The following is a 13,681-nucleotide window of genomic DNA, read 5'->3' on the forward strand; positions in this document are numbered from 1 at the left end:
CACCCTACCGTAGCTCAGGTATTCAGCCACGGCATGAACTCGATCCCGTTCTGGATCGCACCAATCACCTGCACCTGGTTCTCGGCGCTTTCGCTGAAATGCGCCAGCACCTCCTCGCGCGGCACGTCGTGCACCTGCAGGGCCTGCATCCAGAATTCGTAACCGCCCGCCTCGGGTTCGCGGTGCAGCACATTGTTGTACAGCAGGTCGATGAAGGTATCGTCGCTGCTTGCGCTGCCATACAGGTCGGCAAACTCCTTGCTGGCCGCGAAGCCGCCGGCCACCTGCGCCAGGCTCACGCCGCTGTCGAGCGCATTGATCCAGAAGCCCAGCCCCACCTTGTCCGGCGTGCGGTCGAAGGCCGCCTGGTACAGGCGGTAGGCCTGGCCCGCGTTGCCTTCGATGTCGAGCGCCACCGACACGTCGCGGAAGGCGATGCGTTCGACATTGACCAGGGTGTCGGTGCCGCTGCCGCCCGAACGGTCCGCCACCGTCGCCCCGGTGGCGCCGCGCGTGATCGCGAACGCGCTCTTGACGCCTTCGTAGCTGATGGTGTCGATGCCGCCGCGGCCGTCGATGGACTGGTTGCCCGCCACCGCCTTGAACACGTTGCCGCCGTCGCTGCCGTAGGCCGAGGCCGCGCTGCCCGCGCCGCTGCCGCTCGAGACCGGTGCGCCCGAACCGGACGGCGCCGGCGCGGGTGCTGGAGCAGGCTTAGGTGCCGGCGCCGGTGCCGGTACCGGTGCTGGTGCCGGTGCCGGCGCGCTCACGACGGGAATGCTCGGCTCGGGAACATGCGCCACAGGCGCCTGCTCCGGCGACGTAACGACCACCGGCGACGTGGACACCTGCTCCACGCCGGCAGGCGTTGCGCCGATCGGGGCCGTACCGGCCAGTACGCGCGCTTCGACCGTCGCCTGGCCGCCGGCCTGGATATCGGTCCAGGCGGCCGCGAAGCCGCCGCCGGCCAGCGCCGTCAGGGAGGCATTGGCCTGGTCGCCCTGGCGCAACTCGTTGATCGCGAATTCGCGCATGTCGGCAGCGCTGCCGTCGGCATTGAAGCGGCGCCCGAAGATGCCGGTGCCGTCGAAGTCGCCCGATGCCGACTGCCAGGCCACGACGAAGCCGCCGTCGCTCAGCGCCGTGACCGAGGAATCGTCGTGTCCGAGTCCGCCGTCGACGTTGGCCTGCACCATGCTCCCAGCGAGGTTCCCGCCGGCGTCGATGCGCTGGAAGTACACGTCGCTGGAGCCGAAGCCGAAGGGCGAGTTGGCGTAGCTGTCCCAGGCGACCACGAAGCTGCCGTCCGCAAGCGCGGCGACGCTGGGGAGCGGCGCGCCGGTCATGCTGCTGGCCGCCAGGCCGTCGGCGTTGACGATCACCAGGGCGCCGCCCTCCATGGCCGCGTACACGCTGCCGTCGCCGATCTCGCCCCAGGTCACCAGGTAGGCGCCCGCGTTGCCGTTGGCCGCCGCGATGCTCGGGCTGAAGGCGGTGCCCATGCTGCCGTGGACCTGCTCGGCGCCGAGGACGCCCGCGGCGTCGGCCTGGCGCACGTGCACCTGGCCGCCTGCGCGCCAGGCGATGGCGAAGCCGCCGCCGGGCAGCGCGGTCACGTCCGGCATGGCGGTGTCGGCGGCCGGACCCAGGTCCACATACGCCTGCGGCGCGCCGTTGCCGGCGGCGTCCACCACGCGGTACGCCACGCGCGTCTCGCCGCCGGATACGACCGTATAGGCGGTCACGAAGCGGCCGTCGCCCAGGGCCGCCACGGCGGGCTCGCCCTCGACGGCGTAGTCGGCGCCGCTGGTGAGCGCGAACGCGGGAGCGCGCGCATTGCCTGCCGCATCGCTGACCTGCGCCATCAGGACCTGGCTCGATGCCCCCGGCGCCTGCCAGACGGTCACGAAGCCGCCGTCGCCCAGCGCGGCCATGCCCGGGTTCGCCAGGGCGGTCGCCGCGCCCAGCGCCAGGTCGCTGCCGAAGCCCGGCAGGTCGCGGGTCGCGCCCTGCTCGACCGTGTAGACCAGGGTTTCCTGGATGCCGCGGCCCGCCAGCGGATTGCCGTTGCCGTCGAGCTGGTAGCGGTCGTAGTAGTGCATCGTCACCGTCGCCCACAGGCCCGCTTCCGGCAGCGCGCCGGCGTTGTTGACGATCAGGCGCGCCGAGGTGTCGGTGGCCGGATTGTAGGCCACCGAGAACAGACCGGGGCTCGACTGGTCGTCGATGATCCAGCGCCCGCCGGTCAGGGGACCGGTGTCGATGGCGCGCAGGGTCGCGGCGACGTCGCCATTGCGCAGGGTCGTGAACAGCGTATCGCGGTCGTCGATGATGCCGACCGGGGCGTAATCGGTGTCGAGGCTCATGGGGATGGGTTCCTGGAGTATGCCGGGCAAATGCGCGGAAGATCAGGAACAATGATGCCTCAGGCCAACTTTTATTGGAAGTGAGAAACGATATTCACCAGCTCAATATGACGCTAATCCAACAGAAGATGGCCATATTTTCACCGAAGTTGTCGACCAGTTAGCAGCTCTTGCAGAACCGCCAAGCTTGCCTGCAAGCCTAGGGCGCGGCTCCGAAGGCGCTCACGCAGTAGTCGGTCATCGCCTTCTGGACCCCGGGGTCCTCGCCGATCGGGCCGGCAACCTGCAGGCGCAGGCCGGCATGCGCGGTGCGCAGGCCCTCGGCCAGCGCCGGCAGGTCGCGCAGCAGGTGGCCGCCCTGCCCCAGGAACACCGGCACCACGGTGACATCGAGGATGCCGCGCGCGGCCATGGCGGCCACGGCGTCCGGCAGGCTGGGCGTCATGAGTTCGAGGAAGGCCAGCGCCACCTCGGCGTCCGGCAGGCGCGCCTCGGCCTGGCCGCGCAGGCGCTCGAAGGGCACGGCCCAGCTGGCGGCGCGGGCGCCGTGGGCGAACAAGACCAGGCCGCGTTTTGCCGGGGTGCCCATCAGTGCCGCTCCACCCAGTAGAGGGCGCCCAGGGCCAGCAACAGGAACAGCAGGCTCGGGGCGGCGGCCGTGACGAAGGCGGGCCAGGTGGTGAGCACGCCCAGGTGCGAGAACAGCGCGTTGATCAGGATGAAGCTCACGCCGATCATGATGCCGATGAATATCTTCAGGCTGACGCCGCCGCTGCGCGTGTGCAGGTAGGCGAACGGCAGGGCCAGCGCCATCAGCACGAAGATCGAGAGCGGATCGATCAGCTTCTTCCAGAAGGCCACCTTGAAGCGGTCGGTCTCCTGGCGGTTCTCGGCCAGGTGGCGGGTGTAGACGGCCAGCTCATTGGCCGACATGCGTTCCGGATCCGCGCTCGACACCGACAGGATCTTGGGCGTGATCTCGGATACCAGGTCGAGCGCATCCAGCTTGCGGGTGGCGACGGCGGCCGTCTCCTGGCCGTAGGTGGCGTTCAGGGTCTGGCCGTCGGGCACCGGGGCGTCCGGCGCCGGCAGTTCGCGGCTGTTGGAGAAGTCGGTCTGGGTCACGCCGGTCAGGCGCCAGGTGTTGTCGCCGCCGTAGGCGCCGCGCTGCGCGGTGATCACCGAGCGCATGCGCATGTTGCTGTCGAATTCATACAGGCGCACGTCTTCGAGCTGGCCGTTGGGGCGGATCTGGCGCACGTTGAAGAAGCGGGTGCCGACGATCTTCCCCTTGACACCGTCCTCGTGCACGCTGTCCTTGGTCCACACGCCCGAGCGGAACTCGCCCGAGATCGAGCCGCCCTTGGCCGACAGGCGCAGGCGCTCGGCCAGCGGCGCGGTGCGCGGGGTGATCAGTTCGCCGAACACGAAGGTGATCGCCACGAACACGATGCCGACCTTGAACAGCATCATGGCGGCCTGGGTGGTCGACATCGACGAGGCGCGCATGATGGTGAATTCCGAGCTCGATGCGAATTGCGCCATCGTGTAGATGGTGCCGATCAGCGCGGCCACCGGCATGGCTTCGTAGACGTGGCCCGGCACCAGCAGCAGCACGTACAGGAAGGCATGCTGGATGCCGTAGTCGTTCTTGCCGACCGAGGGCAGGATGCTGGTCAGGTCCATGAAGGCGATCAGGGCCAGCAGGCCGACCAGCACGAACACCACCGCCTGGGCGATGTTGACCGCGAAATAGCGCTGCAGGATCTTCATTCCGCCTCCGCTTTGTGGATGGCCGGAAGCGCGCCCTTGAAGTGGCGGCGCCGCTTCCAGGCGTTGATCAGGACCAGCGGGTGGTAGCGGTGGTTCACGTTCAGGCGCCAGGCGAACAGCGCCAGCACCGCCAGCGCGGCCGCCAGGTGCAGCGGCCACCAGGCCATGGCGAAGTCCATGCGTCCCTTCTTGACCGAGGCTTCGATCAGCTTGACCAGGTTGTTATAGGTGAAGAAGATCAGCAGGGCCAGGATCATGTTGGCCGAGCTGCCCGCGCGCGGGTTGACGAAGCCGAGCGGGATCGCCAGCAGCATCAGGATCAGGCAGACGATGGGCTGCGAGACGCGTCCCAGCAGCTCGGACAGGGTGAACTGGTTGGGCGCCGCCAGCAGCTGCGGCGTGGTCATGGCGCTGGTCGGGACATCGGTGCCCAGCACCGGCACCTGGGTCGCCACGCGCATGCTGTAGCGCTCGAACTCCATCGACTGGAAATCGGCCTGGCCCGGCACGCCCTGGTAGCGGCGGCCGTTGCTCAGCACCAGGTACTGGCCGCCCCTGCCGTCCGATTCGATCACGCCTTCCTTGGCCACCACGATGGCGTGGCCGTTGCCGTCCACGCTGTTGACGAACACGTTCTGCACCACGGTCGCGCCTTCGGTGCTGCGCTCGACGAAGAACACGCGGTCGGCGGAGCTCGATTCGCGGAACTGGCCGGGGGCCACGCGCTTGAGGTCTTCGCGCTTCTGGAAGCGCTCGACGAACTCGGTGCTTTTCAGCTTGGCCCACGGGGTCACCACCAGCGACAGGGTCCCCACCAGCAGCACCATCGGCAGGCCGAAGGTGAGCACCGGGCGGATCCAGCGCGCCAGCGACATGCCGGAGGCGAACCACACCACCATCTCGGAATCGCGGTAGCTGCGCGTGACCGCGGCCAGTACCGAAATAAAGGTGGTGAGGATCAGGATGGTTGGCAGATAATTCAGCACCGCGAACCCGATCAGCGCGAGCACGTCGCTCGACGCGACCTTGCCTCCGGCGGCCTTGCCGAGCACGGAGATCAGGGTCCAGGTGACGAGTACGGTGAAGAGCACCGTGAAGGTGGCGCCGGCCGAAGAGGCCATTTCACGTTGCAGAGCGCGTCGGAAGATCATTCAATAGTTATAATTGCAGGTTAAGCACGGCTATAAGCTTGGCGGAATCGGTATCCGGCCGCGCGCCGCGAAAATACATGGAGAATCAAATGGACTTTAGCATAAAAGCATTCGACACCAAGAACACCCTGGCCGCCGCGAAAACCGGCTGCGTGGCAGTGGCGGTGTTCGAGAACAAGAAGCTGTCGGCGGCCGCGCAAGCCCTCGACGTCAACGGTGAGATCAGCGCCGCGCTCAAGTCCGGCGACATCAGCGGCAAGGCCGGCACCACCCTGCTGCTGCGCGGCGTGGCCGGCGTGAGCGCCGCGCGCGTGCTGCTGGTGGGCATGGGCTCGAACGACGCCGTCACCGAGAAAAACTTCAGCAGCGCCGTGAGCGCCGCGCTCAAGGTGTTCGGCACCCTGGGCGCCCAGGATGCCATTATCGCATTCCCGATGGCGGATGTGAAAGACCGCGACATCAATTGGGCGCTGCGCGCACTCGTGATCGGCGCCAACGAGGCCGAATTCCGCACCGATGCGCAGAAGAGCAAGAAGGACCCGGTCCCGGCGGGCGTGCGCAAGATCACCATCGCCGCCAGCGAAGCCAGCCAGCTCAAGGGCGCCCTGGCGCAGGCCACCGCAATCGCCAACGGCATGAACCTGACCAAGGTACTGGGCAACCTGTCGCCGAACGTCTGCACCCCGAGCTACCTGGCCGACACCGCGCGCGACCTGGCCGGCGAGTTCGGCTTCCAGGTCGAAGTGCTGGAGCGCAAGCAGCTCGAAGCCCTGAAGATGGGCAGCTTCCTGTCGGTGGCCAAGGGCAGCGACGAAGCGCCGAAATTCATCGTCCTCAAGCACATGGGCGGCAAGAAGAACGATGCGCCGGTGGTCCTGGTCGGCAAGGGCATCACCTTCGACACCGGCGGCATCTCGCTCAAGCCGGGCCCGAACATGGACGAGATGAAGTACGACATGTGCGGCGCCGGCTCGGTGCTGGGCACCTTCCGCGCCATCGGCGAGATGGGGCTGAAGCTGAACGTGATCGGCATCGTGGCGGCCTGCGAGAACATGCCGTCCGGCCGCGCCACCAAGCCGGGCGACATCGTGACCTCGATGAGCGGCACCACCATCGAGATCCTGAACACCGACGCCGAAGGCCGCCTGATCCTGTGCGACGCCCTGACCTACGCCGAGCGCTTCAAGCCGGCCGCCGTGGTCGACATCGCGACCCTGACCGGCGCCTGCATCGTGGCCCTGGGCCACCATACCAGCGGCCTGTTCACCCGCCACGACGACGCGCACGACGCGCTGGCCGAGGAACTGCTGGACGCCGGCAAGCAGGCGGGCGACGTGGCATGGCGCTTCCCGCTGGGCGACATCTACAACGAGCAGCTGAAGTCGAACTTCGCCGACCTGGCCAACATCGGCACCCCGGGTGCGGCCTCGATCACCGCGGCCTGCTTCCTGGAAAACTTCACCCGCAAGTACACCTGGGCCCACCTGGACATCGCCGGCACCGCCTGGAAGTCGGGCGCGGCCAAGGGCGCGACCGGCCGTCCGGTGCCGCTGCTGACCACGTTCCTGATGAATCGCGTGTGAAAGATTCTTTCACCTGCGGCATCGGGGTGAAATAATATTTCAGTTGTGAAAACAGCCCCGCTTGCGGGGCTGTTTCTTTTTGGGCCGGGAGGTTTGCGTGCGAACTTGGATCCCGGCCTTCGCCGGGATGACGGTCTTGAGGCTAGCGTGCATATTGACGCCGGCTCAGACCCGCGGCTCCAGTACGTCGTTCCGGCGAAGGCCGGAACCCAGGTTTCTCAGCGCAGCCGAGACGCTTCACTCATCAGAAAATCCGCGCCTCCACCGCCCGCTCCCCCGCCTCCGCCGCATCCGGCGCCGCCGGCTGCATCAGCACCGTCAGCACCTGCGGATACGCATACCCCGCCCCCGAATGCCGGTCGACGAAATAGCCCAGTCCCGCGCTGATCACGACATTGCCCATCAGGCTGGCCGTATCCGCCCGCGGCTGCACGACCTCGGCCGCGCTGCCCTTGCCCTCCTTCTTGCAGGTGATGTGCAAGGGCTGGGCGCTGCGGGTGATGGTGACCCGCCCCGGCGCGACCACATACCAGCGGCCCATGTCATTGCTCAGCAGGCAGCCGACGCCGGCGACTTCGCGGTGGTCGAGGATGGTGTGCAGCTCGAGCTGCTGGTAGGGAGAGGCGGACAGGGTCGCGCATCCGCCCAGCAGGGCGAAGGCGGCGACGGCGGTCAGGCGGAAATGGTAGAACATGGAATGCACCTCGTTGGCCTCATTCTCCTTTAACGGCAGAACAGAGCCCAAACTGTAGGCGCACGGAAGGACGGCCGGTCAGGCGACCGGCGCAAAGCGCGGCACAGCCGCGCCGTCGACCTCGACGGTCTCGAAGAAGGCCGCCGTGGGACGCACCCACACCTTCCCGTCCTGGCCGCGATAGACCATGACGGGCGTGTGGTCCGCTTCCAGCACGGCTTCAGCGACCAGCTCGTAGATGCCGCCCTTGTAGTGGCGGTAGCGCATCAGGCCTTTTCAGCCAGCGCCTTCTGCTTCTTCTTGAGGCCCTGGATGACCTTCAGCACGCCTTCCATGCCGGCGGCCTCGTCGAGCTCGCTGAACGCATCCAGCACCTCGTTCAGCACGCGGTTGCGCACCGATGCTTCGTCCGGCGCGATCGCGATCGGCTTCGATTCCGGTTCCTTCGCGAACTTCGCCGGCGCCTCGGCGGCGGCCTTGGCGCCGTGCGCCAGTGCGGCCTGCCAGATTACCCAGCGGCGTTGGGTTTCATAAACGAGGTATTCCTCGGGCTTGTCTTCCCGGCGGCGAACGATATGGCCTTCGCGCTGGGCCCATGCTTCGAAAGCATTGCGCATTTCAGTCCTTTTCAAATCTGCGTTCGGGTTGTCCACTATCGAAATATCTTCCAAATAGCACCACTGCACTCACAGCACAGCCGCTGCCTGCGTTGGCCGGCAGCCGAACACGCTTCCAACAATCTACAAATCATACAACTTAAGTTGCCCTGTCGCAACTTATCTGTTCCCGCCATGCAACATCGTTAAATGCTACATCGCGGCGTTTATTGTTTGACGAACGTCTTTATATCGCGATCCGACAGAAGAAGCAATTAATTTTATTATTCTATTAAGTTATTGCGATTTCGTCTGTTGTATTTTGCATAATATTACTGCAAATCTACTCACATTACACGCGCTGCATAAATATCTCTTGCACGCAGCCCTCTAGTATAACGCCCGAGCAAGAATCCAGCGCGCGGGATTTCCGTTTGCATCCTTCCTGCCAAATCGGCAAGATGACTTTCGGTAAAACATGTGAAGGCACATAAAGCATATTGCGTGCCTTCGAGCACCCTGCGTGCTAAAACAAAGGCTTAGCTACATTCCTTCGTGCCGGCCTATGCGGCTTGTAAGAGAATTCGACATCCTCGCCGGCAACCTGGGCGGCCGCCTGGTCCCACCCACCGCGGCCGGCAGGTATACTGCCGGCTTCAAAGGCGTGCGGGCCACCCGGCCGCCGCCTGCCGTCCCTTGTTCACCTCATCCTCGAACCCTCATCAATGAAAATCGCCACCTGGAACGTCAACTCCCTCAAAGTCCGCCTCCCCCTCCTGCTGCAATGGCTCGCCGCCAACCCGGTCGACGTGCTCTGCATCCAGGAGACCAAGCTCACCGACGACAAGTTCCCACTGGCGGAGATCAACGAGGCCGGCTACCAGGTGGCCTACACGGGCCAGAAGACCTATAACGGGGTGGCGATCCTGTCCAGGCTGCCGATCGAGGACGTGGTCAAGAACAATCCGCGCTTCGAGGACGAGCAGCAGCGCCTGCTGGCAGCCACCATCGGCGGCGTGCGCTTCATCTGCGCCTATGTGCCGAACGGCCAGGAGGTCGGCTCGGACAAGTTCGTCTACAAGCTGGCGTGGCTGAAGGCGCTGCAGGAATGGGTGGCGGCCGAGATGCGCGCCCACGAGCAGTTCGCGATCCTGGGCGACTACAACATCGCACCGGATGCGCGCGACGTGCACGACCCGGCCGAATGGGAAGGCCGCATCCACTTCTCGCTGGCGGAGCGTGGCGCGCTGCAGGAGCTGATGGGACTGGGCCTGGCGGACGCCTTTCGCCTCTTCGAGCAGCCCGAGAAGCAGTACAGCTGGTGGGATTACCGCCAGCTGGCCTTCCGCCGCAACCGCGGGCTGCGCATCGACCACATCCTGCTGTCGGAAAAGCTGGCCAGGCGCTGCACCGCCTGCGTCATCGACCGCGAACCGCGCAAGTGGGAGCAGCCGTCGGACCACACGCCGGTGATCGCGACGATCGGGGATTGATCAAGCGCCGCGTGGACGCGTCGGCAGGAAACCTGCCGACCCTACGGTAGGGTCGGCGCCTCTGCCGCCGACGCGTTCAGCCGACCAGGAAGGCCCCCACCTGCCCCGCCGGCAGCGGCCGCGCAAACAGGTAGCCCTGCGCGAACTGGCAGCCGAAGGAACGCAGCAGCGCGTACTGCGATTCCGTCTCCACGCCCTCGGCCACGACCGACAGCTGCAAGCTGTTCGCCAGCGCCATCACCGCCGCCACGATGGCGCGGTCTTCCGCGCTCGCGTCGAGCTCGCGCACGAAGGCGCGGTCGATCTTGATCTTCCTGACCGGGAAGCGCTTCAGGTAGGCCAGGCTCGAATAGCCGGTGCCGAAGTCGTCGATCGACAGCGACATGCCCATCGCATTGATCTGGCGCAGGATCTCGAGCGTCTGCCCGCCGTGCTGCATCAGCGCGGTCTCGGTGATCTCGAGCTCCACCAAGCGCGGATCGATGCCGGTGTCGCGCACGATGCGCTGGATCGATTCGACCAGCCCATGGTGCATGAACTGGCGCGCCGACAGGTTGATCGCGAGCGGCACCACGTCCAGGCCCTCGCGCTCCCACTGCATCAGCTGGGCGCAGGCGCTGCGGATCACCCACTCGCCCACCGGCACGATCATGCCGCTGTCCTCCAGGATCGGGATGAACTCGTCCGGCCCGATCAGGGTGGAACCCGGCGCCCCGCCGTCGCCGTTCCGGCGCCAGCGCAGCAGCACTTCCAGCGCGCGCGGGCGGCGCGTGGCGGTGCACATGATCGGCTGGTAGTGCAGCTCGAACTCGTCGCGCGCCAGGGCGCCGCGCAGGCTCGATTCCAGCTCGAAGTGGCGCGACGCGGCCTGGTTCATGCGCTGGGTGAAGAACTGGTAGTTGTTGCGGCCCGCGCCCTTGGCGTGGTACATGGCGGCGTCCGCGTGCCGCATCAGGGTCTCGACGTCGCTGCCGTCGTCCGGATAGACGCAGATGCCGATCGAGGGCGAGATGTGCAGGCTGCGCCCCTCGAAGGGGAAAGGCGAGGCCAGCGCCTCGATGATCTTGTCGCCCACCAGCCGGCACTCCTCGCCGGATGCGATCTCGGGCAGCAGCACCACGAATTCGTCGCCGCCCAGCCGCGCCACGGTGTCGCTGGCGCGCACGGCGACCACCAGGCGCTTGGCGACCTCGCGCAGCAGGTGGTCGCCGGTCAGGTGGCCGAGCGAGTCGTTGATGTTCTTGAAGCGGTCCAGGTCGATGAACATCAGGGCCAGCTTCCGTCCGCTGCGCTGGGCCGTGCGGATCGCGCAGTCCAGCCGGTCCGAGAGCAGCGCGCGGTTGGGCAGGCCGGTCAGGCTGTCGTGGTAGGCCATGTGGTGCACCCTCGCCTCGGCCTGGCGCCGCTCCACGATCTCGTCCTGCAGCAGCGCGTTGGCGCCCGCCAGTTCAGCGGTGCGCTCGGCCACGCGCACTTCGAGCTCGTCGCGCGCGCGGCGGATCGCGTCGGCCGCCTCGCGCTGGGCGGTGACGTCGTCCACCAGCCACACGCTGCGCCCGCGCCGCGCCGCGTCGAAAGGCCGGCCAGACAGGCGCGCCCAGAAGCGGGTGCCGTCGCGCCGCATCAGCTGGTGCTCGGCCATGTGCACGCGGCCGGCCGCGAAATCGGGCGCGGCCAGCGCGCGCGCCGCCTGCCAGCTGGCGTCGTCGGGATAGAGGGCGCGCACGGTGGCGCCGTCCACTTCGCCCGCGGCGCAGCCGAACAGCTCTTCCATCTTGCGGTTGCAATGCAGGGTGCGCCCGCCCTCGACCACCGCGATGCCGAGCACCGCGTTGTCGAGGATGGCGCGGTTTTCCATCAGCGCGTCGCGCAGCGACTGCTCGTCCTGCTTTTCGCGGGTGCGGTCTTCCAGCATCCAGATCGTGCCCTGCTCGGGATCGAGCGGATTGACCTGGTAGCCGATCAGCTGCACCCAGATCGGCGCGCCGTCGCGGCGCACCATGGTGGTCTCGGCGCGGAAGGACTTGCCGCCGGCCAGCTGCGGATAGGCGCGCTCGCCCATCGCGAGGAAGGATGCCTCGTCCGGGTACAGCAGGCGCGTGAGCTGGCCCACCGCCTGCGCTTCGGTATAGCCGAACATGGCGCTGAAGGCAGGGTTGCAGCGGCGGATCAAGCGGTCGCGGGTGAACATGATGCCGACCGAGGCGTTGCTCATGATCGCCTGCACCTCGTTCATCGCCTGGCGCGTCTCGGTGACATCCTCGACGATCCAGATCGTGCCCGCTTCGCGCTGGCGCGGATCGACGGCGCGGCCACGCAGGCGCGCCCAGAACAGGCTGCCGTCGCGGCGCCGGAACTGCTGCTCGCCGCGCTCGTACAGGCCGCCCGATGCCAGCAGCGTGTAGGCCTCGGCGGTCAGCTCCTGGTAGGCCTCTGTGGAAGGAAACACCTGCAGCGGCTTCAGCCCCAGCAGCTCTTCCTGCCCATAGCCGAACATCTCGCAGATGCGCGGGTTGAAGGACTTGATCTGGCCGGGGAGCGTAAACACGATCCCGACCGGCGCATTCTCGAGGATGGCGCGCTGCTCCAGCACCATCCGGCACAGGTCGGCCGCCGCCAGGGATGGCTGCTCATGGTCGCAGGGGCCTGCGCCGGGCGCGTCCGCCGGGCCGGCGAACGGCGGGAAAGTCGGTAGTCGGTCCATCGATGCTTGCGGGTCGGTCCCTTGGATTGTCCGGTGTTCTGGACTGTTGCAATCCGGCAATCATAAACTAGAAATGCCGCCAACTCTACAACCGGAAAGCATCGCTGGCCGACAAGTTCAGAAACTGTCGCCTGGAACCCTCACCCAGCCTTCCATCAGCACGCGCGCGCTGCGGCTCATGATGGCCTTGCTGACGCTCCATTCGCCGTTGGCTTCCACCGCCTCGGCGCCGACGCGCAGGGTGCCCGAGGGATGGCCGAAACGCACCGCGGTGCGCTTGCCGCCGCCGGCCGCCAGGTTGACCAGGGTGCCGGGAATCGCGGCGGCGGTGCCGATCGCCACCGCGGCGGTGCCCATCATCGCGTGGTGCAGCTTGCCCATCGAGAGCGCGCGCACCAGTAGGTCGATGTCGCCGGCCGCCACCTGCTTGCCGCTGGACGCGATGTAGTCGGCCGACTTGGCCACGAAGGCGATCTTGGGCGTGTGCTGGCGCTTGGCCGCATCCTCGATGCTCTCGATCAGGCCCATGCGCAGGGCGCCGTAGGCGCGGATGGTCTCGAACATCGCCAGCGCGCGCGGGTCGCCGTTGATGGCTTCCTGCAGCTCGGCGCCGGTGTAGCCGATGGCGTCGGCGTTCACGAAGATGGTCGGGATGCCGGCGTTGATCATGGTGGCCTTCAGGGTGCCGACACCGGGCACTTCCAGCTCGTCGACCAGGTTCCCGGTCGGGAACATGGCGCCGCCGGCGCCCTCTTCTTCCGCCGCCGGGTCCATGAATTCGAGCTGGACTTCGGCCGCCGGGAAGGTGACGCCGTCGAGTTCGAAGTCGCCGGTCTCCTGGACCTGGCCCTTGGCAACCGGCACGTGGGCGACGATGGTCTTGCCGATGTTGGCCTGCCAGATGCGCACCACGGCGACGCCGTCTTGCGGCAGGCGTTCCGGGTCGACCAGGCCGCTGCTGATGGCGAAGGAGCCGACCGCCGACGACAGGTTGCCGCAGTTGCCGCTCCAGTCGACGAAGGGCTTGTCGATCGAGACCTGGCCGAACAGGTAGTCGACGTCGTGGTCCGGGCGGGTCGACTTCGAGACGATCACGGTCTTGCTGGTGCTCGAGGTGGCGCCGCCCATGCCGTCGATCTGCTTGCCGTAGGGGTCGGGGCTGCCGATCACGCGCAGCAGGAGCGCGTCGCGCGCGGGGCCGGGCACGCGGGCCGCTTCAGGCAGGTCGTCGAGGCGGAAGAACACGCCTTTGCTGGTGCCGCCGCGCATGTAGGTGGCGGGGATTTTGATTTGGGGGACGTGAGGCATATCGTTGTCCATA

11 protein-coding genes are annotated in these 13,681 nt (G+C 67.0%); 2 read left to right on the forward strand and 9 right to left on the reverse strand.

From position 1 onward, the window contains the following. Nucleotides 1-14: 14 nt before the first annotated feature. From KBW98_RS15005 to lptF, 4 genes are all read right to left on the reverse strand, one after another. The gene (locus tag KBW98_RS15005) at nt 15-2,366 is read right to left on the reverse strand and encodes a DUF4214 domain-containing protein (RefSeq protein ID WP_211520959.1); all 2,352 of its coding nucleotides are present in this window, start codon (nt 2,364-2,366) and stop codon (nt 15-17) included. Nucleotides 2,367-2,565: 199 nt separating this feature from the next. Beyond that, entirely contained in the window at nt 2,566-2,955 is a 390-nt protein-coding gene (locus KBW98_RS15010) for a sirohydrochlorin chelatase (RefSeq protein ID WP_211520960.1), read from the reverse strand. Then, nucleotides 2,955-4,139, reverse strand: coding sequence for an LPS export ABC transporter permease LptG (lptG, locus tag KBW98_RS15015; RefSeq protein WP_211520961.1), 1,185 nt, complete (start codon nt 4,137-4,139; stop codon nt 2,955-2,957). The genes KBW98_RS15010 and lptG overlap by 1 nt, the downstream gene beginning before the upstream one ends. Further along, nucleotides 4,136-5,260 carry an LPS export ABC transporter permease LptF gene (lptF, locus tag KBW98_RS15020; RefSeq protein ID WP_229429216.1) on the reverse strand — a complete coding sequence of 375 codons (1,125 nt, stop codon included), beginning with the start codon at nt 5,258-5,260 and terminating at the stop codon, nt 4,136-4,138. The genes lptG and lptF overlap by 4 nt, the downstream gene beginning before the upstream one ends. 119 nt (nt 5,261-5,379) lie before the next feature. On the opposite strand from lptF, the gene KBW98_RS15025 reads away from it, so the two are divergent. Then, nucleotides 5,380-6,873, forward strand: a complete 1,494-nt coding sequence (locus KBW98_RS15025; RefSeq protein ID WP_211520963.1) for a leucyl aminopeptidase — start codon at nt 5,380-5,382, stop codon at nt 6,871-6,873. A 244-nt stretch (nt 6,874-7,117) separates the two neighbouring features. Here KBW98_RS15025 and KBW98_RS15030 read toward each other — a convergent pair whose 3' ends face one another. The 3 genes from KBW98_RS15030 to KBW98_RS15040 form a co-directional block, all read right to left on the reverse strand. Continuing rightward, a complete protein-coding gene (locus KBW98_RS15030; protein WP_229429217.1) occupies nt 7,118-7,567 on the reverse strand; it encodes a hypothetical protein in 450 nt (149 codons plus the stop codon). A gap of 78 nt (nt 7,568-7,645) precedes the next feature. Continuing rightward, nucleotides 7,646-7,834 (reverse strand): DUF1653 domain-containing protein, encoded by a 189-nt coding sequence (locus KBW98_RS15035; protein ID WP_211520964.1) that lies wholly within the window; start codon nt 7,832-7,834, stop codon nt 7,646-7,648. After that, entirely contained in the window at nt 7,834-8,184 is a 351-nt protein-coding gene (locus tag KBW98_RS15040) for a hypothetical protein (protein ID WP_211520965.1), read from the reverse strand. The genes KBW98_RS15035 and KBW98_RS15040 overlap by 1 nt, the downstream gene beginning before the upstream one ends. Nucleotides 8,185-8,888: 704 nt before the next feature. Between KBW98_RS15040 and xth the strand changes: the two genes are divergently transcribed. Continuing rightward, a complete protein-coding gene (gene xth / locus KBW98_RS15045; RefSeq protein WP_211520966.1) occupies nt 8,889-9,656 on the forward strand; it encodes an exodeoxyribonuclease III in 768 nt (255 codons plus the stop codon). Between the two features lie 76 nt (nt 9,657-9,732). Here xth and KBW98_RS15050 read toward each other — a convergent pair whose 3' ends face one another. Then, the gene (locus tag KBW98_RS15050) at nt 9,733-12,360 is read right to left on the reverse strand and encodes an EAL domain-containing protein (RefSeq protein WP_211520967.1); all 2,628 of its coding nucleotides are present in this window, start codon (nt 12,358-12,360) and stop codon (nt 9,733-9,735) included. Nucleotides 12,361-12,477: 117 nt separating this feature from the next. Next, entirely contained in the window at nt 12,478-13,668 is a 1,191-nt protein-coding gene (gene prpF / locus KBW98_RS15055) for a 2-methylaconitate cis-trans isomerase PrpF (protein WP_211520968.1), read from the reverse strand. Nucleotides 13,669-13,681: the final 13 nt, after the last annotated feature.

It is taken from the genome of Massilia sp. ST3, from assembly GCF_018119405.1.
Lineage (GTDB): Bacteria > Pseudomonadota > Gammaproteobacteria > Burkholderiales > Burkholderiaceae_D > Telluria.

Coding starts and splice junctions, on each gene's coding strand:
- KBW98_RS15010 (WP_211520960.1), bottom strand. CDS start 2,955: ATGGGCACCCCGGCAAAACGCGGCCTGGTCTTGTTCGCCCACGGCGCC.
- xth (WP_211520966.1), top strand. CDS start 8,889: ATGAAAATCGCCACCTGGAACGTCAACTCCCTCAAAGTCCGCCTCCCC.
- KBW98_RS15035 (WP_211520964.1), bottom strand. CDS start 7,834: ATGCGCTACCGCCACTACAAGGGCGGCATCTACGAGCTGGTCGCTGAA.
- lptF (WP_229429216.1), bottom strand. CDS start 5,260: ATGGCCTCTTCGGCCGGCGCCACCTTCACGGTGCTCTTCACCGTACTC.
- KBW98_RS15050 (WP_211520967.1), bottom strand. CDS start 12,360: ATGGACCGACTACCGACTTTCCCGCCGTTCGCCGGCCCGGCGGACGCG.
- KBW98_RS15005 (WP_211520959.1), bottom strand. CDS start 2,366: ATGAGCCTCGACACCGATTACGCCCCGGTCGGCATCATCGACGACCGC.
- KBW98_RS15030 (WP_229429217.1), bottom strand. CDS start 7,567: ATGTTCTACCATTTCCGCCTGACCGCCGTCGCCGCCTTCGCCCTGCTG.
- lptG (WP_211520961.1), bottom strand. CDS start 4,139: ATGAAGATCCTGCAGCGCTATTTCGCGGTCAACATCGCCCAGGCGGTG.
- prpF (WP_211520968.1), bottom strand. CDS start 13,668: ATGCCTCACGTCCCCCAAATCAAAATCCCCGCCACCTACATGCGCGGC.
- KBW98_RS15025 (WP_211520963.1), top strand. CDS start 5,380: ATGGACTTTAGCATAAAAGCATTCGACACCAAGAACACCCTGGCCGCC.
- KBW98_RS15040 (WP_211520965.1), bottom strand. CDS start 8,184: ATGCGCAATGCTTTCGAAGCATGGGCCCAGCGCGAAGGCCATATCGTT.